General features: G+C 58.9%; 17 protein-coding genes. 9 read left to right on the top strand and 8 right to left on the bottom strand.

All coding sequences use genetic code 11. The features are described from left to right. Positions 1–5: 5 nt before the first annotated feature. The gene (locus tag P792_RS34850; protein ID WP_023979916.1) at positions 6–3,449 is read right to left on the bottom strand and encodes a YhaN family protein; all 3,444 of its coding nucleotides are present in this window, start codon (positions 3,447–3,449) and stop codon (positions 6–8) included. Next, positions 3,446–4,792, bottom strand: a complete 1,347-nt coding sequence (locus tag P792_RS34845; RefSeq protein ID WP_023979915.1) for a DNA repair exonuclease — start codon at positions 4,790–4,792, stop codon at positions 3,446–3,448. The genes P792_RS34850 and P792_RS34845 overlap by 4 nt, the downstream gene beginning before the upstream one ends. Positions 4,793–4,887: 95 nt before the next feature. Between P792_RS34845 and P792_RS34840 the strand changes: the two genes are divergently transcribed. Beyond that, positions 4,888–6,570 (top strand): Na+/H+ antiporter, encoded by a 1,683-nt coding sequence (locus tag P792_RS34840; RefSeq protein WP_023979914.1) that lies wholly within the window; start codon positions 4,888–4,890, stop codon positions 6,568–6,570. A 45-nt stretch (positions 6,571–6,615) separates the two neighbouring features. Here the strand turns inward: P792_RS34840 and P792_RS34835 are convergent, their stop codons facing one another. The 3 genes from P792_RS34835 to P792_RS34825 form a co-directional block, all read right to left on the bottom strand. Then, positions 6,616–7,515, bottom strand: coding sequence for a sugar phosphate isomerase/epimerase family protein (locus P792_RS34835; RefSeq protein ID WP_023979913.1), 900 nt, complete (start codon positions 7,513–7,515; stop codon positions 6,616–6,618). A 362-nt stretch (positions 7,516–7,877) separates the two neighbouring features. Beyond that, complete coding sequence (locus tag P792_RS34830) at positions 7,878–9,068, bottom strand: mechanosensitive ion channel family protein (protein ID WP_031241656.1); 1,191 nt, start codon at positions 9,066–9,068, stop codon at positions 7,878–7,880. A gap of 220 nt (positions 9,069–9,288) precedes the next feature. Then, a complete protein-coding gene (locus P792_RS34825) occupies positions 9,289–10,239 on the bottom strand; it encodes a bile acid:sodium symporter family protein (RefSeq protein WP_023979911.1) in 951 nt (316 codons plus the stop codon). Positions 10,240–10,656: 417 nt separating this feature from the next. Between P792_RS34825 and P792_RS34820 the strand changes: the two genes are divergently transcribed. The 8 genes from P792_RS34820 to P792_RS34785 all read left to right on the top strand — a co-directional run bounded on the left by P792_RS34820 (position 10,657) and on the right by P792_RS34785 (position 18,878). After that, positions 10,657–11,196, top strand: coding sequence for a phosphate-starvation-inducible PsiE family protein (locus tag P792_RS34820; RefSeq protein ID WP_023979910.1), 540 nt, complete (start codon positions 10,657–10,659; stop codon positions 11,194–11,196). 211 nt (positions 11,197–11,407) lie between these two features. After that, a complete protein-coding gene (locus tag P792_RS34815) occupies positions 11,408–12,067 on the top strand; it encodes an NUDIX domain-containing protein (RefSeq protein WP_023979909.1) in 660 nt (219 codons plus the stop codon). A gap of 152 nt (positions 12,068–12,219) precedes the next feature. Beyond that, positions 12,220–12,990 (top strand): DeoR/GlpR family DNA-binding transcription regulator, encoded by a 771-nt coding sequence (locus tag P792_RS36245; RefSeq protein ID WP_023979908.1) that lies wholly within the window; start codon positions 12,220–12,222, stop codon positions 12,988–12,990. 58 nt (positions 12,991–13,048) lie between these two features. Then, positions 13,049–14,041, top strand: coding sequence for a sugar kinase (locus tag P792_RS34805; protein ID WP_081866880.1), 993 nt, complete (start codon positions 13,049–13,051; stop codon positions 14,039–14,041). Beyond that, positions 14,038–15,288 carry a D-tagatose-bisphosphate aldolase, class II, non-catalytic subunit gene (locus tag P792_RS34800; protein ID WP_023979906.1) on the top strand — a complete coding sequence of 417 codons (1,251 nt, stop codon included), beginning with the start codon at positions 14,038–14,040 and terminating at the stop codon, positions 15,286–15,288. The genes P792_RS34805 and P792_RS34800 overlap by 4 nt, the downstream gene beginning before the upstream one ends. 122 nt (positions 15,289–15,410) lie before the next feature. Continuing rightward, positions 15,411–16,208, top strand: coding sequence for an L-iditol 2-dehydrogenase (locus P792_RS34795; protein WP_023979905.1), 798 nt, complete (start codon positions 15,411–15,413; stop codon positions 16,206–16,208). Positions 16,209–16,448: 240 nt separating this feature from the next. Further along, positions 16,449–17,960: a sugar porter family MFS transporter gene (locus P792_RS34790; RefSeq protein ID WP_051395968.1), complete on the top strand. Its 1,512-nt coding sequence runs from the start codon at positions 16,449–16,451 to the stop codon at positions 17,958–17,960. 135 nt (positions 17,961–18,095) lie between these two features. After that, positions 18,096–18,878 carry a DUF1460 domain-containing protein gene (locus tag P792_RS34785; protein WP_023979903.1) on the top strand — a complete coding sequence of 261 codons (783 nt, stop codon included), beginning with the start codon at positions 18,096–18,098 and terminating at the stop codon, positions 18,876–18,878. 63 nt (positions 18,879–18,941) lie between these two features. On the opposite strand, the gene P792_RS34780 is transcribed toward P792_RS34785, so the two are convergent. From P792_RS34780 to P792_RS34770, 3 genes are all read right to left on the bottom strand, one after another. Then, positions 18,942–19,898, bottom strand: coding sequence for a bifunctional helix-turn-helix transcriptional regulator/GNAT family N-acetyltransferase (locus P792_RS34780; protein ID WP_023979902.1), 957 nt, complete (start codon positions 19,896–19,898; stop codon positions 18,942–18,944). 286 nt (positions 19,899–20,184) lie between these two features. Further along, a complete protein-coding gene (locus P792_RS34775) occupies positions 20,185–21,081 on the bottom strand; it encodes a hypothetical protein (RefSeq protein WP_023979901.1) in 897 nt (298 codons plus the stop codon). Between the two features lie 2 nt (positions 21,082–21,083). Next, positions 21,084–22,862 carry a glycosyltransferase gene (locus P792_RS34770; protein WP_023979900.1) on the bottom strand — a complete coding sequence of 593 codons (1,779 nt, stop codon included), beginning with the start codon at positions 22,860–22,862 and terminating at the stop codon, positions 21,084–21,086. Positions 22,863–22,876: the final 14 nt, after the last annotated feature.

Below are 22,876 nucleotides of genomic sequence, written 5' to 3'. Positions count from 1 at the left end.
TCAGCCTATACGCTGTGTCGTGTCGCGCCAAATGAGGCGGCCATGTCAGCCAGATGGGCGTGATGGGTCAGAAACAGGATCTGGTTGCGCTGCGATTGCGCGGCGAGCGTTCTGAAACCGGCCTCGGCACGGGCCTCATCGAAGGTGATGAACAGGTCATCGGCAATGAAAGGCAGGGTGATGCCGCGCGCCTGCGCCTGATCGAGGGCCGCAAGTCGCAGGCTCAGAAAGAGCTGGTCGCGTGTGCCTTCGCTCATGGCACCGGGGCGGATCAGTTTTTCATCTTCCAGCATCGCAGCCAGTTCAGGCGCCTTGCCATCCTCGGCGATGGTAAGCCTGCGATATCGCCCGCAGGTCAGCGCGGTAAATATGGACTCTGCCGATTTCAACAGGGGGTTGGTGTTCTCGTCGCGCTGAAGGCGCGCCACATGGCTCAGGATCATCGACTGGATACGCGCGCTGGCCCAGGCCTCGGCGGCATTAGCCATCTCGGTGCGGCAGGTCTCGATATCCAGGGCGGCATCACGGGCATTATGAGCCTGTTCGATCTGGCGCATGTCATTGGCGAATTCACCCTGACGTTTGAGGTTCTCCTCACGGCGGCGCTCGGTGGCTTCATAGTCACTCGTGAGTTCAGAGAGGCGGAGGCTTACGAAATCGGGCGGCAGGGTTCTGGCCTGTTCCTGAAGCTGATCGAGACCGGGGGCATCGCGCTCCAGAGCGATACGGCGCTCAAGGGCTGTTTTTTCATCCAGCGCTGCCTGCCGGGCTTTTTCATGCGTGATCCGCACGCGAAGCTTTTCGATCATGGCCGCATCCACGCTCGCTGTTGCGGGTTCGTAATCCGGCATCCTGCGGGCGAAAGAGAGGAAGGCCTGCCGCAGCACGTCGCAGGCGTTCCGTGCCTCGTTGAGGGCTGTGAGGTTTCGCGTCAGATCGGCATCATGAGCGGCTGCCTTGTCACGATCCGTCCGGGCAGTGCGCAGCAGGGTGGCAAGACGGTCGAGACAGGCTGCGCTGTCGAGATGGCTGAGTGCTTCATGCCCCGGCAGGTTTTTGGCGAAGGCGGCAATGGCACGGCGGAGCGCGTTATCAGCCTGTTTTTGGGCCTTCAGGGCCTGATGCAATCGGGCCGCTTCGCTTGCAGCACCGCGCAGGGCCGAAAGACGGTCGATGGCTTCTACCGATTGCAGCGGGATGATTGCCGTTGTGCTGCTGTCGGTACCGGCCTGCAATGACCATTCCTCTTTCAGCGCGGCCTGTTCGTCGTGCAGGGATTGGGCTTTTCTGAGTTCGCTCTCCAGGCTGCGCTGTTCCTGCTCGATATCGGTCCGGATGCGGGCCAGACGATCGGCTTCATGCTGCCAGGTCTGGCGGCGTGCCTGAGCCCAGACCAGCGCATCGCTGACAAGGGTGAAGTCTGGCATGTCAGGCAGGACATTGCGCAGGATGTCGAGCGCAGTGCTGTGTTGGGCGGTACGTTCGGTCCAGCGCATGATCACCTGCTGCAGGGCGTCATGGTTCCTGAGTGCCGTGGCACGCAGGGCCAGCCAGCCGCGCAACCGTTCCGGCTCAAGCACCGGCAGGGCACGATTTGCACATTCTTCATGCCAGGATGCGGTCGTCTTTTCGGTTTCCGCCCCAAGGGCATCGCGCTGTGTGACGAGATGCGCACGATCGAGGGAAAGGCGCTCGATCTCCTGTTCGATCTGGGTGAGTTTGGCCGATTCCTCAGCCTCGTCGAAGCGTTTGTCGGCCAGATGATCGGCATGGTCGCGTGCCTCGATGAAGGCACTGCGTGCTGATCTGTCACGGGAATCATGGGCGAAGGCCTCGAACAGGGTGTCGCGCTGGGCTCTCGCTTCTTTCAGAGCGCCGAGCGAGACGATCTGCCGTTGCTCCAGATGGGTTCTGGCGAGATTTTGCCGTGCCAAAGCATGACCGACAGTGTCGAGTGTTTCGCCCAGAGCCGCATCGCGGCTCTTGAAATCACGGAATAAAAGGCTCTGCGCTTCCAGTGAGGGGGCATCGGGGATAGCCATGCCCTGCAGCACGTCGATCGTGCCTTGCCAGGGGGCGAGGTCGCGCCATGACTGGGCGAGGGAGGTCTCTGCGGCCTGTTTCTCACGATCGAGGCTGGCAAGTTCGGCGTCGATGCCATCGCGCCTTTCAGCCTGCTGCAGGGCGATCAGCAGCGAGGAAAGCGGGCGTGTTTCCTCAGCGCCGGCGCGCGATTTTGCCAAGGCGAGACGCTCCTCGGCGGCGAGACGCGCCGTACGGGATTCGGCCTCGCGCTGGATCAGCATGTCGTGACGCAGGGCGAGGGGGCGCAGCCTTGCGAGGTATTCAGGTGTGGGAAGGGCTGAAAGAATTTCCTCGTATTCTCCGCGCAGCCCTTCGCGACGCAGTGAGAAATCGAGATCGGCCAGTGTCTTCTCCTGCTCGGGCCAGCGACGTCTTGCCGGGGCAAGGTCGCGCTCCTGCCTTTCCAGCGCGTCGATTGTCGCTTCATGGGATAGAAGGGCGAGATCGGGAGTGCAGGCCGCCCGCATGGAGATAAGGCTTTCGCGCAGCTCCGCCAGCCGGTCGGCTTTTTGCTGCGCAGCGACAAGACGCCCCAATTGTTCGTCAAACAGGGTGTGATCATTGGGCGAGAAAACCGGGAGTGGTTCAGCTTCCAGCGAGGCTGTCAGGGCAGCATGTCGTTCGAGGTCGCCTCGCAGCCGGGTCAGGCGCTCGAGCCCACTGCGCTCGGCCAGGGTCTCGCGCAACAGGGCCTGGATCTGGCCAAGTGACGCTGCCACCTCATCAGATTCGCGGTTGAGCGCAGTCCAGCGCTGGCTGTCCTTTTCTGCGGCGATCAGGCGTGTGCGGGCATCGGTCAGGCGCGTACGCAGGGCATTGAGCCGTGTGCCGCGTCCGTTCTTCTTCCAAAGAGCACCTGATTCAGCGTCAAGCTGGTCGAGCACAGACTGAACGTTCTCAAGCCCGAACCCCGCGGCCAGAAGCTGCTGGCCCAGATCATCCTCAAAACGTGCCATGGCATCGCCACCAAGGCGCAGGCGCTGATGATCGAGGCTCCACTGGCGCTCGAACGCTGCACGGTCCACGCCGCCGAGACAACGGATGAGCCCGTTTTCATCAAGCGGTGTCGTGCCATCGGGGGCCAGAAGGGTCTGCTTGGTGCCGCGCTTGCGGATCGCGCCGAAAGAGTGCCCGTCATGCTCCATCACACCGCCGATGCGCAGCTGGGCAGCATCGAAACGCCAGTCCTGTGCCTTGTTGTGCGGAAAGCCGAAAAGCAGATCGCCTATCGCCTGTAGTGTCGTGGATTTTCCTGCCTCATTCGCCCCGTACAGCACGTGCAGATCAGTTTGAGACGCCGTGAAATCGTAGTGGCGGTCGGCAAAGCGGCCATAGCGGATCAGATCAAGCTGCGCGATTCTCATGGCGTCTCTCCCTGCGTACCGCCACGCAAGGTGGAGAGGCCCTTGGGATCGTATTCCGCCTCATGGGAGGCCTCGTTCCCCGAATGGCCGGAGAGCTTCTCACAAAGCGCATTTTCCAGCCCCGGCAGGATCGCGGCCCAGTCGCGCCGCTCGATATGATCGAGCAGGGAATCGGGCGCGATCTCACCGAGATTCAGCGTCTTGAGGCACAGATCAAGATCGCGGCTGATATCGTCCAGAAGTGCCGCGTCCTGCGTGGCGCGATGGATCAGGGCAGAAAGGGCGCTGTCATCCGGCAGGACGCCATCGGGAGTACCTGAACCCGGCGCGGTAAGCGGGGCTGTGTCCAGAACGAGTTTTTCCAGCTCGATCTCGCCGCCACTCATGGCCGCAAGATGCTGGATTGTTTCGCGTAGCGACGCCCCCTGACGCCTGAGCGTGTCATGCAGGGCGGTCTGGCCGCACAGGACCAGACGCAGCACGCAAAGATGATCGGGATGAGCGCGGGCGATATCCTGAAACAGGGTCCCGAGATGCTGATGCAGATCAGGCTCATGGGTGAGATTGGCGCAGTCGAAACGCGTTTCGACCCAGCGCACCACATCGCAGGGGAGTGGATCGATCGAGGTCACACGGTGATTCTCGACCGTGACGAGCACGACGCCTTTCTCGCCTGTTTCGCGTATGTGACGCCCCTGAAGCACGCCGGGATAGACGATGGGCGTGCCGTTATCGAGAATCATGCGCTCATGGACGTGGCCCAGCGCCCAGTAATCATAGGCTTTGGCACGCAATCCGTCTGGCGTGCAGGGGGCATAGGTCTCGTGCTCGCCATGACCTGAAAGTGACGTGTGCAGAACCCCGATATTGAAATATCCCTCCACCGGTGCGGGATAGGCAGGGGTCATATCATGCGGGACATGGCGATCGGCAAAACTCTGGCCATGCAGGGCGACGCCAAGGGAATCGATGAGAAAACTGCCCGGTTTGCGCGAGGGAAAACGGTCGATCCCCTGTTGCAATGGCAGGTCGCGCGTCAGGATCGAAGCGGCATCATGATTGCCCTGAAGCAGAAAGACGCGGATGCCGTGCCGGATAAGCCGGCCCAGCGCCTGGGCCATGTAGCGTCCTGTGCTGATCGTTTTCCAGTTGCCGTCATACAGGTCCCCCGCAATGACGACGAACGCCACATCATGGGAGATGGCGATCTCCACCATGTTGTCGAGTGCTCGTCGCGAGGCATCGCGTATGCGCTCCATGGACAAACCGTCATGACGTTCAAGCCCGCGAAGTGGGCTATCGAGATGAAGATCGGCGGCGTGCAGAAAGCGGAACGAGCTCATTACCGCATTGTAGCGCATTCATGGGCGTTGCGCGCCGTCGGAAAGAAGGAAGCGCTGCATGCCGTGCGGCGGGACACCCGGAAGTCGCCTCAGTCATGATTCCTGCCGATAATATCCTGATTCTTCTCCTGTTCGCTGCGGCAAGCAGTCTGCTGGCCAAAGCGCTGAAAACCCGCATTCCCCTGCCGCTCATCCAGATCGTTCTGGGTGTGGCGGCGGCCCTTCTGGGCGTCAGGATCGGCCTGCGCCCTGACCTTTTCATGCTGGTCTTTCTGCCGCCACTGCTTTTTGCCGATGCGTTTCGTATGCCACTGCGTGAATTCCATGAATTGCGCGGCACGATCTTCTTTCTGGCCTTCGGGCTGGTCGTGTTCAGCACCATCTGCTGTGGCTACGCCATTCACTGGCTGATCCCGACGCTCGATCTGCCCTGCTGTTTTGCGCTTGCCGCCGCACTTTCACCCACCGATACGGTGGCGGTGTCGAGCCTTCTGGCGGGAAAGCATGTGCCAGAGCGGATGATCCATGTGCTTTCCGGTGAAGCGTTGTTCAATGATGCTTCCGGGCTGGTCTGTTTCCGCTTCGCCACGGCGGCCGCCATGACGGGGGAATTCTCCTATCGTCAGGCCTTCGATTCATTCCTGCTCGTGGCGTTTGGTGGCCTCGCGATCGGGGCGGTCATTGCCTATGTCTCGGCGCGCCTCAACCGGATTCTGCTACGACGCGGCTTTGATGACCCGCCCTTGCAGATCACGCTCATGATCCTGCTGCCTTTCGTGACCTATATCGTGGCCGAGCGGGTGCATTGCTCCGGTATTCTGGCTTCTGTTGCGGCGTGCATGGTCATCAAGATGATGGGCATGATCGAGGAGACCAATACCGCCACGCGGCTTCAGGCCACCACGGTCTGGGGTATGGTCAATTACATATTCAATGCGCTCATCTTCCTGCTGCTCGGGCTGCAATTGCCGGCGCTGATGCGGGGTGGGGTGCAGATGGCGCATGAGCGGCAGGTTTCCATCCTGCAATTGCTAGCCCTGATCGGCGCGATCTATCTGATCATGACCCTGCTGCGCTTCATCGGTATCTGGTGCTCCATCCTGCGCCGCTGGCTCGTGGCCCGATGGAGCCATACGCCGTTTGTCTGGCCCGATTTTCTGGGATCCGCACTGCTCACCTTTGCAGGGGTGCGCGGGGCCGTGACACTGGCGGCTGTATTGTCATTGCCTGCGCTCGGGAGTGACATGGGGGCGTTTCCCTCACGTGACCTGCTGATCACCATCGCGGCTGGAGTCATTGTAATCTCGCTAGTCGGTGCCGGGCTACTCATGCCGCTTTGTATCCTGTTTCTGCCCAAACGCGGCATGGAGCGCCATGCGGCAGAGGAGAATACGGCCCGTCAGGCCCTGCTCCATACGGCCGTTACCCTTCTGCATGATGAAAAGACGCGTTGCACACAGGACAGCCAGGCGGAGCCAGCCGATAATGCGCTCAGGATTGATGTGCTGGACCGGCTGGAGCAGAATTATCAGAACCGCCTGAGCCAGATCGATGAGGCGCCACAGGCTTCGCTCATGAGTCGCAGCCTGTCATTGCGCCGGGAGAGGCTGGAGCTCGCGACCCGTCTGCTGCTGCTGCGGGCCCAGCGCCAGACCCTGCACCGGCTGTTTGTGGAGCGGGGAATCAACGATCAGACAGAATGGGAACTGCAGCAGGAACTCGATTTCGAGGAACAGCTTCTGCGCTCGCGCGTGCAGCGCCTGCCGAAGGACATCTGACATCCGGCGCGGTACTGGGGTAGGCCGCGCCGGGGGCGTGCATCGTCACATCATGCCGCGTTGGGTCAGTTCCTTGCGCATGGTGCTGAGCATGAAGCGCGTAGAGTCCTCTGCCCTGTCTTCCCAGGCAAACACACAGGAGGAAAGAACCCCGTCAAAACGGATTTCGGCCAGCGTGTCGAAGAACGTAGTCCAGTCGATTTCGCCCTGCCCGATATCGAGATGCTGGTGCACCCGCACCTTTGCGCCCGGCGGGTTGACGATGTAGCGCAGCTCTGACGACTTGCGGTGGTCAAATGTATCGGCCACCCGGATGTGCACCAGAATATCTGCCGCCTCACGCAGCATGGCCGCCATATCCTCACCGTAAAAAAAGGTGTGCGGCACGATGTAGGACATCCTGACCGCGTCCGAGCCGATATTGCGGATGATATCGATGGCCGGATGGAAGGTTTCGACCCAGTCTTCCGGATGCGGTTCGAGAGAGAGCATGATGCCCGAGCGCTCCAGCAGGGGCACCAGATCATCCATAGAGCGCCAGAAAGCGGCTTCGCAGGTTTCGGGCGTGGCGACACCGGGCGGCAGACCGGCTGCGCGTTCGGGTGAGGTGCCGCGACCGAACTCGGACACCATGATCCTGCATTCCATTTCCGAGGCAATCTCGATGGCGCGGCGCCAGTAGCGCATGGCGGCCTGACGTTCTTCCTCGATCGGGCTGGACCAGCGATACATGGGCTGGAGCGTGGTGAGCTCGGTTCCGTTATCGCGCAGCGCTTTCCTGAAGTCGCGTACGCGTTGGGACGTGGCACGCGGCATCACCCACCAGTCCAGAAAATCGGCACGGGGCGAGAGCTCGATGCCATCAAATCCGTATCCCGCCGTCGCACGGGCGATATCGGGCAAAGAGAGATGGCGCTGCATATAGGGGTCGAGAACCAGTTTCACCTTTGGGCTCCTCCTTCAGGACAAACCCGCTCTGGCTGCTTGCTCCCTTGCATACGCAGGCGAGAGGCTTGTGTCAGCGTCGGGTTCGACTGCGAGACCCTAGGCAGAACGTCTGTCGCGGCAGGGTGAAAAACTGATCGAAAACCATCATTTTTCACGCCGGGCCCCGTGAAGAGTGCGTGTTATGCTGGGAAACTGCCGGTGAGGCATGTTGGCCTCACGAAGGATTTATCCCAAGGGCGCCTCGGTGAGCCTTCATCAGGGCCTGTGGCGTGATGATCAGCGCCGCTGATGAAGCGCTGATCCTTATGGAACGCGTGTCTGATCCTGTTCGACGTCAACCAGTGTCGCAGCGGTCAGGGTCAGCGGCGTGTCTGGATATCGGGCCCGTTATACTGGCCACTGCCCATGACGCCGCCCGGACCGGGCCGGTTGACCGGAGGTGATACCAGCGAGTCAGGCCAGGCAGGCTCAGCGGGTGCGCCGGGCACGATAGCCGTCCGGCCACGTGGCAGGGCTTGCGGGAGTTCCTCACGCAGGCGCTTAAGCAGGCGCTCGCGCAGGTCGCAGCAGAGATTCCACATGCCATTGGCGTCAAAAGCACCCGCAATGAGGCGGATGGAGATCACCTGCGCATTGCTGTCAGCCACCTGACAGCCAACCGAACTCATGTCGCGGTCCCAGTCGGGAGATTTCTCAAGCTCTTCGTGAAAGAGGCGACGGACCTCATCGACCGGCGTCTGATAATCGAGCCACAAGAACAGCGAGCCGATGAGCGAAGGAGAGCTGTGCGTCCAGTTCTGGAACGGGTTCTCAAGGAAATAGGCAATGGGGACAATATAGCGTCGGCGATCCCATGTACGCAGCACCACGTAGGTCGCGTTGATCTCTTCCACATAGGCCCAGTCACCATTGAGGATCAGCATATCCTCCATGCGTATGGGCTGGGTGATGGCAATCTGGATGCCTGCAATGAGGTTGGACAGGGCAGGACGGGCCGAGAGACCGACGACCAGTGAGGCGGCACCTGCCGAGGCGAACAGCGACACGCCATACTGACGCACGGATTCGAACACCATGAGCGCGGCACCCACGGTGATCACCCCGCAGGTAATCTCGATCAGGCGGCGCAGGATGCGGATCTGGGTCTGATGCGAGCGAACCGTGATGTCATCCACATGCTCGCGGTTGGCGATGCGATCGAGATATTTGTCAGTGCCGAAGCGGAACGCCTTGATCAGCCCGAAACCGATGGTGATGATCACGGCAAAAGCGAAGAAATGCGCCAGAAACTGGATGGTGGTGGGGGCAAAACCCGTCGTGGCCGGCAGGGCTGCAGAGGCCGCCACGATCATCAGCAGCAGGCGCACATGATTTTGCAGCCTGGCGATTGTCTCGTGAATGAAGGCGATGCGACGCAGTCCCGGCAGACGCGGCAACGCCTCGGTAATCAGGCGACTGAAAAGCAGGGCAATGAGCGCGGCGGCAACCAGCAGGAGTGTTGACGCCACTGATGGCGGGAGCCAGTCGAACCATGCGAGAAGTCTCGACATGGAGTGCACATAGTCTTGCTTGATCACAGGCTTTCCTTCTTCACTCGAAACGACGGGGCGTTTTGCTATCACGTTGCCGTGATGTCGCAAAACCGGCGCATGAGAGGGTTAACCCCTGATGTCGCCAGCGTTTCCCATGAAAGAGCGGTAAGGAAAGGCGTGCGGGTGACGGCGTCCGGATAGGAAGCGCCGCTCCAGCCCTGCGCCTGGTATCTGTGCGTTACGCCTCTGGACGAGAGGCCAGGCGTCGAGCCAGCAACGTGCAAACGAAAAGCTGGATCTGGTGATACATCATGAGGGGCAGCACGACCGTGCCGACCACGGACATCGGAAACAGGATATTGGCCATCGGCACACCGGTGGCGAGCGACTTCTTCGAGCCGCAGAGCATGAGCGAGATGCTGCTTTCTTCCGAAAAGCCAAGAGCACGGCCCATCAGGCGCGACAGGAGCAGAACCAGCCCCAGAAGCACGATATCGAGCCCGGCGGTCAGGGCAAGGTCAGGGAGCGATACGCGATGCCAGATTCCTTCCACCACGGCATGGCTGAACGCCGTATAGACCACCAGCACGATGGAGCCGCGATCGCTGAGCGAGAGCAGTTTCTTGTTGCGGTGCGCCCAGGCCCCAAGGCGCTTGTGCAGCAATTGCCCGATGCCGAAGGGCAGCAGAAGCTGGGTTGCGATATCCACAATGGCGTGGGCCGACCAGATATTGCCTTTCTGCACGATCAGCCCAACCAGAACAGGCGTGGCCACAATACCGAGCAGGTTCGACAACGTGGCTGCACAGATCGAGGCAGGCACATTGCCTCTCGCGATAGAGGTCAGCGCAATCGAGCTCTGCACGGTTGAGGGCAGGCAGCACAGAAAAAGCACCCCATGCCACATATCGGGCTTGAGCAGACCCGGCATGAGGGCATGAAGCACAAGACCCAGCACGGGAAAGAGCAGAAACGTGCAGGACAGCACGCTGCCCTGAAGCCGCCAGTCACGTACGCTTTCCAGCACGGCCTCGGGCTTGAGCCTCGCGCCCTGCAGAAAGAACATCAGGGCGATAAGCAATGTGGTCAGTTTCGAAAGGATGACCGCCACAGGCCCCGAGCAGGGGAGGAAGGTGGCCAGCACGATGGCGGCGATCAGACTGAGCAGAAAGGGGTCGAGTTTGCGCATGGTGAGCGATTTCCACCGCAACACCTGTCTTTGGCAAGAGGGAGAAAACGCCCCGGACATCTGGAGGGAAATGCAGGTCGTGCCTGTTGTGCTTCAGAGTGGCGCCGGATGCCCTCCTCCGAAGCGATTGTCCCAAGCCGGAACCGTGCAACGCGTAAGGCTGGAAGCCTCGAGAATGACGGCTCTGTAAGGTTTGTTCAAAGACAGGAAAGGGTCATTATTATGATTTTGATGTATAAAAATATATTATCTATATTATGATAGTAAAACATAAAATTTATCATGTTTATATTTTGAATATTATTTTCATATCACGCGGGTGATATTACGAAAAGACAACTATTCTGCTGGTGATGTGTCTTTGCGGCTCTGGTAAGAGTGAGGGCTTACTCCTCACCAAGATATTATCGACAGCCCATGATCAAAAGTATCCCCGGTTTCTTCAAGGTCTCAACGCTCTTCGATCTGTTCGAGGAATGCGCCATGCTGATTCTCACGCTCTGCGTCATGGCCGTGGCGACGCTTGGGCTTGTGCATGTCGTCTATGCTGTTTTCGAGATGGTGCGCTCGGCAACGCTGGTTCCATCCAACCCGGCTGTCCTGCAATCGCTGTTCGGCCTTTGCTTTACAGTGCTGATTGCGCTGGAGTTCAAACATTCCATTCTCGTTGCACCGGATACACCCTCTCATAGCCTGGTCAGGATGCGTTCCGTACTGCTGATCGGCATGATGGCGACCGTGCGCAAATTCATCGTGCTCGACCTGAGCGCAGTGGATGTCATGGGGGTTCTGGCGCTGTCGGCCTCGGTCCTGTCTCTCGGTATCTGCTACTGGCTGGTACGCAGCCGCAAACCTGTTGCCGATAGTGCGGCACCCGGCGTCATGCTTCCCGGTGCAGTCGCGACCGTTATGCCACCGGGGGCCGGTCATCCCGGCTCGACGCACGAGACAGTCTGAGCCTTTCCATCGCCGCGATGCGGCCAACCGGCCCTCGATATGCCGCGTCAGACCTGTTTCCTATCCATGCCATGCAGCCCCGAGTTCCCTATGCGAGGCAGGGTGTGCGAAGGTTGTTCTCACCCGGATGTCCGATCCCGGGCAGGGTAGGGGATGTGAGCTTGCGGGCGCAGGCCGTGACACGCAGAGTCGGGCAGAGGGATTGATCGCCATGACAGGAACGCCTCCTGACAAGCCTGATCGCTTTGGTGACGAGGTTGTGCCCGGCAAATGTCCAGATGATCGTATCACGATCCTCTCGACCCGGCTTCTGGCCAATGACTGGGGCGTTTTGACACGTTACACGCTGAGCTATCGACGCAGGAACGGCACGACTCAGGTCTTTACGCGAGAGACGTATGATCGTGGCGATGGGGCCGCGATCCTGCTTTACGATGACGAGAGGCAGGTGGTCCTGCTTACCCGACAGTTCCGATTTCCAGCGTATGTCACAGGGCATCGTGAGGATCTGATTGAGGTTTGCGGTGGCCTGCTCGATCAGGATGACCCGGCCACCGCCATGCGCCGTGAGGTTGGTGAGGAAATGGGAGTCGAGATTGGTGAGATAACCCCCATAGGGTGCTATTATATGAGCCCCGGATCGGTGACCGAGCGCATCCATTTCTTCACCGGGGCTTACAGGCCCGGGATGCGGATCGGGCCGGGCGGCGGCCTGGAGGGAGAGGGTGAGGAAATCGATGTGATGGAAGTCGCGTTCCCTGAAGCCCTGCGCATGATCGATGACGGACGTATTCTGGATGCCAAGACGATCCTGCTGTTACAGCATGCGGCAATCAAGGGGCTTCTGAGCGTTCGAGGCGCAGGGCGATAGGGTGGTTTTCGGCTCAGCGGTTGACCCGATGATAACGGACCAATGTGCATATCCTGACACAAACCTGTGATGGCCCGTCTTAACTGCTGACAAGCAAAAGACGATGACTTACAAAACGAAAGATAGGTTTTCGTTTTGAAAGATTCTTGACCATGTCGATGGGCGTGAACAGCGCGACTCTCAAACGCCGTCTGGGAATTGTCGATGCCGTAAGGCGCGCCGGATTCATACGGACCGAGGCGCTGGCGAGTCAGTTCGACGTTTCCATGGTGACGATAAGGTCAGACCTTGCCTATCTGCAAAGCCAGAATCTCGTCATCAGAACAAATGGTGGTGCTCAGCCGGCTCACGATTATGCTGTCGATGCGCCTCTGGATGAGGGGCCCACCCTGTATGAGGCCCGGGCCCTGGCGCGCGCTGTTGCTTTCAGGCTCAAGCCAGGGCAGTGCGTTTTTCTGGATAACACCCAGGCCGCTTCTTTCGTGCCGGTCTATGCGACGGCCGAAAACCTGCGTTTCGTCGTCAACAGCTTCGAAACCTACCATATGGCGAGCCGGACCAGCGATGCGGCGGTTTCGTTGCTAGGTGGCGAGTATGACCGGCTGGGATACCCGCTGATCAGCCCCGCTGCCGATCATGCCTTGTCTTTCTATGATCTGGATCTTGCGGTCATTTCGGCAGCCCAGATCAGCAAGCGGGGTTTCACCTGTCTCGATCAGACAGGCAGCTGTCTGGAGAGTGCCATCATCCGGGCGCGGCAGGTCTTTTTGCTGACTGACCGTCTCGATCGGTCGGACGAGGATGGTCATGTTCTGGCCTGGCGCAAAACCATGTCGGTTCTGCATGGGGGCACACCGCCCGATGGCGCGGTGCTGTGTGAGGACTGGTCGGTTTTTGCAGATGACACCGCACCCTCCGGCTGAGCACCCCGCTGGGCCCTTTTTCTTACCTTCTGTCTTCCCCTGCGATGGATAACCGATCATGGCATCCAGTTTTCTGATGGACCAGTCCCCGGACGCGCCGCGTTGCATCATCACAATCGGTGAGATTGTGGTCGAGATCATGGCCGAGACCCAGGGGACGGGTTTTCTTGAACCGATGGCCCTCAAGGGGCCTTACCCTTCGGGCGCACCGGCGATCTTCATTGATCAGGTCGCTCGTCTGGGTGTGGAGTGCGGTATTGTCTCGGCGGTCGGGCGTGATGATTTCGGCACGCTCAATATCGAGCGCCTGAGGCGTGATGGTGTCGATGTTTCCGCCATTCTGAGCGTGGACAGTTTTGCAACAGGCAGTGCGTTTGTGCGCTACCGGCCCGATGGCAGTCGCGATTTCGTCTATAACATCCGCCAGTCTGCCTGCTCGCAAACGGGCCTCCACGAGGCAGCGCGTGGACTGCTCAAGCGCGCGACCCATGTCCATGTCATGGGGTCCTCACTGTTTTCCTTCCCGATCATCGATGCCGTGACGACCGCTGTGCATCAGGTCAAGGCGCAGGGTGGAACCGTTTCATTCGACCCGAATATCCGCAAGGAAATGCTCGACATCCCCGATATGCGGGCAGCCCTGCAATTGATGCTTCAGGAATGCGACATCTTCCTGCCAAGCGGTCCCGAGCTGCTCCTGTTCAGCAGTGGCACCACGCAGGAGGCCGCCATTGCCGAGATCCTCGACATGGGTGTTTCTGAAATCGTGCTCAAACAGGGCAGTGAGGGCGCGACCTGCTTTTGCGCCGACAAGACCGTCCATGGTGCGCCGTTTCCAGCGCAGGAAATCGACCCGACAGGCGCGGGTGACTGCTTTGGCGCGACCTATGTCACATGCCGCCTGCTCGGCAAGACGCGCGAAGACTCGTTGCGCTATGCCTGTGCCTCCGGGGCGAGGGCCGTTTCGTTTTTCGGCCCGATGGAAGGTACGTCCGATTTCGCGGCGCTCGATCAGCTTATTGCAGGCCAGAACACGGGAGAAAAAGCATGACCGGTTCGCTCATCTCGACATTGCGGGCGCGTTTCGATCAGGGCGACAAGATAGCTGTCACCTCGGTATGCTCGGCTCATCCGCTTGTCATTGAGGCCGCCCTTCTTCATGCGGCATCGCATGGCAAGGCCGTGCTGATTGAGGCGACCTGCAATCAGGTCAATCAGGAGGGCGGCTATACCGGCATGACGCCTGCCGATTTTCGCGATTACGTATACGGTATCGCCGATCGGCTGGGCTTTGCGCGTGAGCAGATCATTCTGGGCGGGGATCATCTCGGTCCCAATCCGTGGAAGTCGCTTCCGGCAGAACAGGCCCTGCAAAAAGCCTCCGACATGATTGCGGCTTTTGCCGAGGCAGGATTTACCAAGCTGCATCTCGACGCCAGCATGGGTTGCAAGGGTGAGGCCGAGCATCTGCCTGATGCCATTGTGGCAGAGCGGGCCGTGATGCTGGCCAAGCGAGCCGAATCCGTCGCACCGGGGCGGTCCGTCTATGTGATCGGTACGGAAATTCCCACACCGGGCGGGGCGACCGAAGCCCTCGATCACGTTACGCCCACCACACCGGAAGCGGTTCGTGCAACCTATCAGGTGCATGAAAAAGCCTTTCGCGAGGCGGTGCCCGAGGCCTGGTCGCGCGTGATTGGCATCGTGGTGCAGCCCGGTGTGGAGTTTGGCCATGAGGATGTGGTCATTTATCAGCCCGAGCAGGCCAGCGCGCTTGTTGCCACATTGGCTCGTCTGCCGGGTCTGGTTTTCGAGGCACATTCGACCGACTATCAGCCGGGCACGGCGCTGGCACGACTGAAGCAGGACGGGTTCTGTATCCTGAAGGTCGGGCCGGAGCTGAGCTTTGCCTTGCGCGAGACGCTTTACGGGCTGGACGCCATACGTGGCTTCATCGACCCACAGGCGGTCTCGCTGGTCGGGACAATGGAAAAGACCATGCTCGATGCGCCTGCCAACTGGCAGAGCCATTATCATGGCGATGCGATGGAGCAGCGCATCCTGCGCCATTTCAGCTATAGCGACCGAATCCGCTATTACTGGCCCGAACCGGCCGCCGAACAGGCCGTGACAGCGCTGATCCAGTCGCTTGAACAAATATCCATTCCTGAAACCATGATCAGCCAGTATCTGCCCCGGCTTTTCGAGCGCGTGAAATCGGGTGCGCTTGCCGCCGAGCCTCGGGCTCTTCTGATCCGGTCGGTTCGCGACGTGCTCGAACGTTACGAGACGCTTTGAATCGTGTGCCTGGTGCGGGGACCTGGAGAAACAAGGACCCCGCAAGGCCAGCACAGCCTGTCTGACTTTACCTGACTCAACTTACCCATCCGTCATCATCCGATGACCATAGGAATCACGACATGAATGCCACCACCGCCCCTCAGGGCAAGCCATTGCAGGATCGTGTTGCGCTTATTACGGGTGCCGCACGCGGTATCGGCCGCGCTCTTGCCGAGCGCTATGCACGCGAAGGTGCGCACGTTGTTATCGGTGACCTGAACGAGGCAGGTGCGATCGGCGCCGCCGCCGAACTCGGTGCCGATCATCTTGGCGTTGCACTCGATGTAACCCGACAGGAGTCCATCGATGCCGCACTGGCGGCCATTATCGCGCGTTATGGCCGTATCGATATTCTGGTCAATAATGCCGGTCTGTTCGATCTCGCTCCGACGGTCGAGATTACGCGCGAAAGCTACCATCGCGTGTTTGCCGTCAATGTCGAAGGGCTGCTTTTCACGCTTCAGGCGGTCGCACGCCAGATGATCGCGCAGGGTCATGGCGGCAAGATCATCAATTTTGCCTCGCAGGCCGGTCGCCGTGGCGAGCCACTGGTGGCGATCTACTGCGCCTCGAAGGCAGCCGTGATTTCTCTCACCCAGAGCACCGGGCTCGATCTCATCAAATACGGCATCAACGTCAATGCCATTGCACCGGGCGTGGTCGATAACGAGCACTGGGATGACGTGGACCGCCGCTTTGCCCAGTACGAGAACCTGCCTCTTGGTGAAAAGAAGCGGATCGTTGGCGCATCGGTACCGTTCGGACGTATGGCGCGTCCTGACGAGATTGGGGGGCTTGCGGTGTTTCTGGCCTCGAAGGATGCCGATTATATCGTCTCGCAAACCTATAATATCGATGGCGGCAACTGGATGAGCTGAAGCGCGATTGTTCATCGCGCTTTCCTGAGCGCATGGGGGGGCCTTGTGTGCCCCCCTTGTCAGCGTTCAGCCCGGTCTGATTTTTCCGGAATACTGAAACGACATGCTTCGTGTATGCGGGCCGACAAGGCCTGCGCCATGCGGCGGGCTGCGCCCATGCTGTCGAGCCGGTAACGACCCCGATCGTTGCCAGGCCTGGGCATGAAGGATGGCGCGCGCCCGGAAGAAGGGGGAAAAAGAATGAAAAAGCAGCGGCAGCCCGGCATGGGTGATACCGATCGTGCTGGCATCGAGGCGATTGTCGAGCAGACCTCACCGGGGCGGTCCGCATGGCTCATTCTCGCGGTGGCCTCTTTTGCCGCCGCAGTATGCGGTGGGCTTTACGGCTATGATACCGGTGTGATTTCTGGGGCGCTTTTGCTCATGACGCGTGAATTCGGGCTGTCGCACACGCAGCAGGAAATCGTGACGGCCTCCATACTTGCTGGCGCAGTCGTGGGGGCGCTGGTCACGAGCTGGTCATCGGAGCATCTGGGCCGCAAGAAAACCGTCCTTGTCGTGCTGTTCCTGTTCGCCCTGGGGGCGATTTTGTGCTCGATGGCCCCGAGTATCGGCAGCCTTGTCGCTGCACGTTTCCTGCTGGGCATCGCGGTGGGAGGTTCCACGCAGGTTGTGCCCATGTACATTTCCGAATTATCGCCAAGCCGTTATCGCGGCACGCTGGTCACCACCTTCAATGTGGCGATCGGGGTCGGGATCGTTCTGGCGAATATCGTTGGATATTATTACCACGATGTCTGGTCATGGCGCCGTATGGCGTCGGTCGCTTCCATCCCGGCAGGTCTGGTTTTTATGGTCATGCTGTTCATGCCGGCCAGCCCGCGCTGGATTGCCGAAAAGCGGGGCCTGACGGCGGCAGCGCGTATTCTTGAACGGGTGCGACATACGAAGCTCGATATTCAGCAGGAGCTTACCCAGATCGAGCGTATCCGGCAGTCAATCAATCCCGTGAATTCCGGCTGGGCCGGGTTGGCGCAGCCCTGGGCACGCCCCGCGCTGATCGCTGCTCTGGGGGTGGCTTTCTTCACGCAATGTGGCGGGCTGGAGATGATGATCTATTATTCTCCCACCTTCCTGTCCGATGCCGGGTTTGGAAAAAATGCGGCCCTTCTGGCCAGCGTCGGGGTGGCTTTCGTTTATGCCATCGTCACCCTGGCTGGGTGTTTTCTGGTTGATCGCGTCGGGCGTCGTCGTCTGATGCTGATCATGATTCCGGGCTCGGTCATCAGTCTGATCGGGCTTGGCATTTCTTTCATGTCGGGCAGTCATCAGGGTTTTGGCGCGCTCGCCACTGTGGCTTTCCTCCTGCTTTTCATGATGTTTAATTCGGGCGGTATCCAGATCTGTGGCTGGCTGCTGGGGGCAGAGCTGTTTCCGCTTGGTATGCGCGGCCCGGCGACGGCGCTGCATGCGGCGATGCTCTGGGGCAGTAATCTGCTCGTGACCGGAACAGCACTCACTCTGGTGCAGGCAGTTGGCATTGGCGCAACGATGTGGATCTATGCCGGAATCAATTTCCTGTCCTTTGTCTTCGTTTATCGCCTTGTGCCGGAAACGGCCGGTTTGTCGCTGGAGGATATCGAGGGCAATCTGCGGGCGGGCAGTTTCAGCCCGGGTAGAATCCGCAGGATCGACAAGGCTATCGTTACCATTGGTCCGCAGAGATCAACGACTATAAGCGGCAGGGCTTGAGAGCCGGTCCGATTCCATAGGGTCCGGATTTTTCTGGTAGCTTGTCGCACTGGATTATCGTGCAAAGAATTGGGGGCTGTAATGGGTTTTTCGGCGCAAACAGGACGGGTTGTCAGGATATGTGCGGGACTCTGCATGGCGACCTCTCTGCCCTTGAGCGCGCAGGCTGCCGACACAGCTTTCGCGCCTGCCGATCAGGCGAGGCTGGGCCAAATTGAAGCGCAGATAGGCGCTGAGGTCCCGGCGCGGCCTGTCGACCCGGCAGGTTTCACGCATCGTATCTCGACGGTTTCGGCGCTGTTTCTCGGGACGCCCTATATCGCCAATACACTGATTGGTGGTGTCGACACACCGGAGCGTTTGGTCATTCGTTTTGACGGGGTCGATTGCTACACGTTCATCGATCTTGTGCGCGCACTTTCGCTTTCCAGTAACGAGGCCGGGTTTGTCGCAGTGCTTGAGAAAACCCGTTATCGCGATGGTAAGGTTACCTATCTGAACCGGCGGCATTTCCTGACAGACTGGGTGGCGCTTGCACCGCATAATGCCCGTGACATGACGCGCGATTTGTCATCGCAGTCGCATGTCACGCGCAAAAACCTGAATCAGCGTGATGATGGCGGGGTCTATATCAAGGGGCTCGCCATTCACCCGCGTGATATTGCATGGCTGCCGCCTGAGGCGCTTACCCCGCAAATTGCCAGAAAAATCCATACAGGCGATGTGATCGGTATTTATACCGCCCTGCCTGGTCTGGACGTAACCCATACCGGCCTTGCTATCTGGAAAGACGGGACGCTCTGGTTCCGTAATGCCTCATCGCTCAAGGCCAATATGAAAGTCGTGGATACGCCGCTGCAAACCTATCTGAAGGGCAAGCCGGGCTTTCTTGTTCTGCGTATGCCCGAAGCGGAATAACGGGCGTCATATCGTGCGCGAGGGATGGGGCCAGGAGGCCTGATATCTTGTCTTGCAAGACCGTCAGAGCTTCTTGTTTGTCTGTGCGTCAGGCGTGATCAGTTCGCAAATCCAGTCCTCGCCCTGCAGGGGGACGCCAAACAGATCATGCGGTGCGGTCGCAACGCAGGAAAAACCGTTTCTTGCGTAAAGACGACGGGCATTTTCGAGCACAGTATGGGTCCACAGGATAACGCGCCGGTAGTGCTTTTCATGGGCGAAAGCGAGACATTGCTGCACAAGTGCATCGCCAATGCCTCGCCTGCGGGCAAACGGCTCGACATGCAGCAATCGCAAACGGGCAACACCATCGCCTTCATCGGTTAGGAAAACGGCACCGGCCATGACCTGATCGAGATCGGCAACCCAGCAGGCTTCACGTGTCGGGTCGAACCCGCTCAGAAAGCGTGATGCCGTCTCGGCAATCAGACATTCAAGCTTGTGTCCCCAGCCATGGCTTTGTGCATACAGCGCTGATTGACGGGAGGCGATAAGGCTGACTTCCCCGGGTCGGGGGGCACGCAGGGTCAAAGACGCGTCGGCTGATGGTGCCAGCAGAAAACGTGCATGGGTGAGCGATGTCACGAGGTCGTAGCGCGAAAGGGGGTCGAGGGCCGCCAGCGTGGTCCGAATAGCTCCCTGAACGCGCTCCTCAAGGCCCGAGAGCATCTCACGCCCGCCTGGGGTAAGTGTAATCGGGCGTAGACGCCTGTCATGTTCAGGGCAATCGCGATGGATCAGGTTACAGCGGGTCAGGCGGCCGATCATGCGGCTGAGTTGCCCCCGGTCGATCTGCAGGGAGTTTTGCAATGCGGCGGCGGTTACGGGCGTGCCCTGTATGTGTTCCAGACGCGCAATCTCGAAAATCAGACGCGCTTCGGCGAGGGTGATGTCCGACCCTGCAAAATGCGCATCCAGCGCACCGACATGCTGGACAAAAAAGCGGTTGAAACGCCGGACGGCCTCGATTGCGTGATCCATGATGTCTGCCTGAAACGAAATAACCTGAACCTTGCCTGCGCCCCTTCCGATTTCCCGATCCACACGGCCTCGGGGAGAATGCGATTCCAGGGACCGGACTTACCGTAAAGTATGACCCGGGTGTCAGCCAGGCCAGTTGCAATACCGCGATTGAGGTAAGCGTGACAGGTGGATTGATGCATGGTTGGCAAGGGTACTATCGATGCTCAAGGCGACGCGTCGTCGCATGACGTAAGCGGATCGTTGGTTACCGGATTATGAGGATAACGCCTGCTTCTAGCAGGTATCAGGTGTTGATGAGAAGCCAGAGGGCCGCGTGATTGAGTGTATTGGGGAGATCACCGTCGGCGAGCTCAGCTATGCCGGGCTTGCTTATGGTGTTGTAGTTCTCGACGACATATTCGTCTGGATAGGCACCCCTGGCAGCCAAGTCAGCGACCTGTCTCATCAATAGATTCATGAAGGTATCTCGTGAAGCTGCACCCGGGGACAGAATGGCAGTGGTCCACAGATTGGAAGTCTTTGCCCAGATGATCTCATCGGCAATGAACGTTCGATACGCCTCCGGTTGATGGAAATAGAAGTCGACCGGAATATCTGCCGTAACACCGCCGCCGAGGCGGCAGGCTTCTCTGAAAAGACTCCAGTATGGGGCGCTCGAGAGCATACCTCGCACATATTGTCCGTGATTTGGGGTGACAACCGGCGCCAAAGAAATAAAACCGTTTTCGCGGGCAATTGTCGTGTAGTCGCCCCACGTATTCCATTTGTTGATATTGACGTGCCCGCGGCGGGGTTGGAAGCGAAAAGAAGCATAATCCCTTTTCCACTCGTGGTCGAACCAGTGTTTAGGGTCAGGCCAGCCACCTAGCTCAATGTCTGGGCTGACGCCTGCTGCCCCACTATTTGCGATGACGGAACGTCGTTGCGCATCATTCAGCCGGAGCCACGCCGAGTTGTGGATGTAAAGTTTGAAACGAGAATTGCCGCGCAATCTGGCAAGCGACGCGGGATCGGTTAGCTTATCAAACCCGGGGAGACCACCCAAGGCAACGATCGGGTTCTTGCGTGCATTCGTGCGGCCTTGCGCGTTAACTATTCCTGCCAAGCCCGTGCAGGCCGCGCCGCAGAAAAGGGATCGGCGCGGGATCAGGGGGCGGCGTGAAGCGAGTTGCTTCATCATGGCTAGGAACCTGCCGTCAGTATGGTGGCTTTTTGACGTTGCCCCATCGCAGGCGCGTGGAGATCGTGAAACGTACGCCCCTCGCGGGCAAATGCCGGATGGAAGAATGGGTCATGACCCAGAATATTCTTCCAGCGTCGCTTCATGGCGCGTTGTTCCCGGGCAAATCGCGCGATTTTCTTGGGGCTGTCTTCAAGACCGCGACTGATAGATTCATGGTGTTCCGCCACGAAGTCCGGGGTGAGTATGATTTTCCACCCAGCCTGCGTCGCCTTGATACACAAATCAATGTCGTTGAAGGCGACAGTGAGGTCTTTCTCATCGAAGCCCCCAATAGCGTCGAAAATGTCTCGACGAATCAGAAGGCAAGCGGCAGTCACCGCAGAGACCTGATGCGTGATGAAGCCCCGGGCGCCATAGCCCGGGAAATATTCTGATTCATGAGCGAAGGCGTGTCCGGCCACACCTCCAAAACCGAGAATAACGCCGCAATGCTGCACAGTCCGGTTTTCGAACAGATACTTACCCCCGACGATGCCCACTGTAGGATCGATAACCATCTCCCCCATCAGAGTGTCGAGCCAGTCATCATCGCTGACGAACAGGTCGTTGTTCATGAGGATAAGGTTCTCGTATTCTTTCGGTACGATAGATACAGCGAAATTATTGATTGCTGAGTAGTTAAAAGGTCTGTCGTATTCGAGAATTGTTACGCGACAATTAGATTTGACTTCATCTGCAAATTTGGTGGCATCTTGTGTGGTTGAACCGTTATTAACGAGAAAAATATGAATGTCATGGCGTTTGCTATGTCTGAGAAGGCGTTCCACGCATTTGCGCGTGAAGTGCATCTGATCCTTGTAAGGGATGACAATGGCAACTTTCTGCTGCGGCGCGACATCAGCCTGCACTCGATAAAAAGTGCGAGGCCCATAGCTATAAACCGTTGCTGCAATTTTTCGTCGATGAAGGTGGGCTTGAACAGCGCGGACACCAGCTGCGATTGCGTAAGGCTTAGCCTCGATGGAGGATGCGGTTGAAGAACTCGTTTTGCGCCAGTGGTAGAGGACGGCTGGCACATGCACGATGCTGCGTGGTGAGCAGAACTCAATGCAGCGAAGCAGAAAGTCATGGTCCTGTGCACCGTTGAACGCGCTATCAAGTCGCCCAGCTTTATCCAGGATGTCCCTGCGGATCATAGTCAGGTGATTGATGTAATTGACACCAAGCAGATATCGGTAGTTCCAGGCCGGTTTAAGCATCGGCTCAGAGAGGTTTCCCGCATCGTCGATCTTGTCCTCATCTGAATAGATAAGGTTGGCATGGCCTGTACGGTCAGCGGCAACCATGACCTCGATTGCGTGGGGAACAAGCAGATCATCATGATCGAAGAAAGCGACCCATTCACCGGTCGCCATGTCGAGGCAGGTATTGGTCGTCTCGGAGATGCCCCGATTCTCACTATTCACGACGAAGCGAATGCGTGAATCGCTCTGGGCAAGCTCTGCCATGACATCGATTACGGCCTGATCCTTGCCGCCGTCGTCACAAAGAAGAATTTCGATATCCTGATAGGTCTGGTTCATCAGGGACAAGATGGCCGAGCGGAAATGCTCGGGGGCGGGGCGATACACCGGGCAGACAATGGATACCAGTGGGCCGCTGCGACGTCGCCGTCGACTACGTTGTTGGATCGATTGCTGGTGCAGGACGAACCAAGGCTCATAGTTCGTGATACTTAGTCCGCTCGTGGGGATCTGTGCTGTTGCAAAGTCTCGCACAGCTGCGATCTTAT

Origin of the sequence: Asaia sp. SF2.1 (assembly GCF_000505765.1) — a bacterium.
Classification (GTDB): Bacteria; Pseudomonadota; Alphaproteobacteria; order Acetobacterales; family Acetobacteraceae; genus Asaia; species Asaia bogorensis.
This window is presented reverse-complemented; position numbering and strand designations above follow the sequence as displayed.

Coding starts and splice junctions, on each gene's coding strand:
- P792_RS34805 (WP_081866880.1), top strand. CDS start 13,049: ATGGCATCCAGTTTTCTGATGGACCAGTCCCCGGACGCGCCGCGTTGC.
- P792_RS34850 (WP_023979916.1), bottom strand. CDS start 3,449: ATGAGAATCGCGCAGCTTGATCTGATCCGCTATGGCCGCTTTGCCGAC.
- P792_RS34790 (WP_051395968.1), top strand. CDS start 16,449: ATGAAAAAGCAGCGGCAGCCCGGCATGGGTGATACCGATCGTGCTGGC.
- P792_RS34795 (WP_023979905.1), top strand. CDS start 15,411: ATGAATGCCACCACCGCCCCTCAGGGCAAGCCATTGCAGGATCGTGTT.
- P792_RS34775 (WP_023979901.1), bottom strand. CDS start 21,081: ATGATGAAGCAACTCGCTTCACGCCGCCCCCTGATCCCGCGCCGATCC.
- P792_RS34780 (WP_023979902.1), bottom strand. CDS start 19,898: ATGGATCACGCAATCGAGGCCGTCCGGCGTTTCAACCGCTTTTTTGTC.
- P792_RS34800 (WP_023979906.1), top strand. CDS start 14,038: ATGACCGGTTCGCTCATCTCGACATTGCGGGCGCGTTTCGATCAGGGC.
- P792_RS34815 (WP_023979909.1), top strand. CDS start 11,408: ATGACAGGAACGCCTCCTGACAAGCCTGATCGCTTTGGTGACGAGGTT.
- P792_RS34820 (WP_023979910.1), top strand. CDS start 10,657: ATGATCAAAAGTATCCCCGGTTTCTTCAAGGTCTCAACGCTCTTCGAT.
- P792_RS34825 (WP_023979911.1), bottom strand. CDS start 10,239: ATGCGCAAACTCGACCCCTTTCTGCTCAGTCTGATCGCCGCCATCGTG.
- P792_RS34830 (WP_031241656.1), bottom strand. CDS start 9,068: ATGTCGAGACTTCTCGCATGGTTCGACTGGCTCCCGCCATCAGTGGCG.
- P792_RS36245 (WP_023979908.1), top strand. CDS start 12,220: ATGTCGATGGGCGTGAACAGCGCGACTCTCAAACGCCGTCTGGGAATT.
- P792_RS34845 (WP_023979915.1), bottom strand. CDS start 4,792: ATGAGCTCGTTCCGCTTTCTGCACGCCGCCGATCTTCATCTCGATAGC.
- P792_RS34785 (WP_023979903.1), top strand. CDS start 18,096: ATGGCGACCTCTCTGCCCTTGAGCGCGCAGGCTGCCGACACAGCTTTC.
- P792_RS34840 (WP_023979914.1), top strand. CDS start 4,888: ATGATTCCTGCCGATAATATCCTGATTCTTCTCCTGTTCGCTGCGGCA.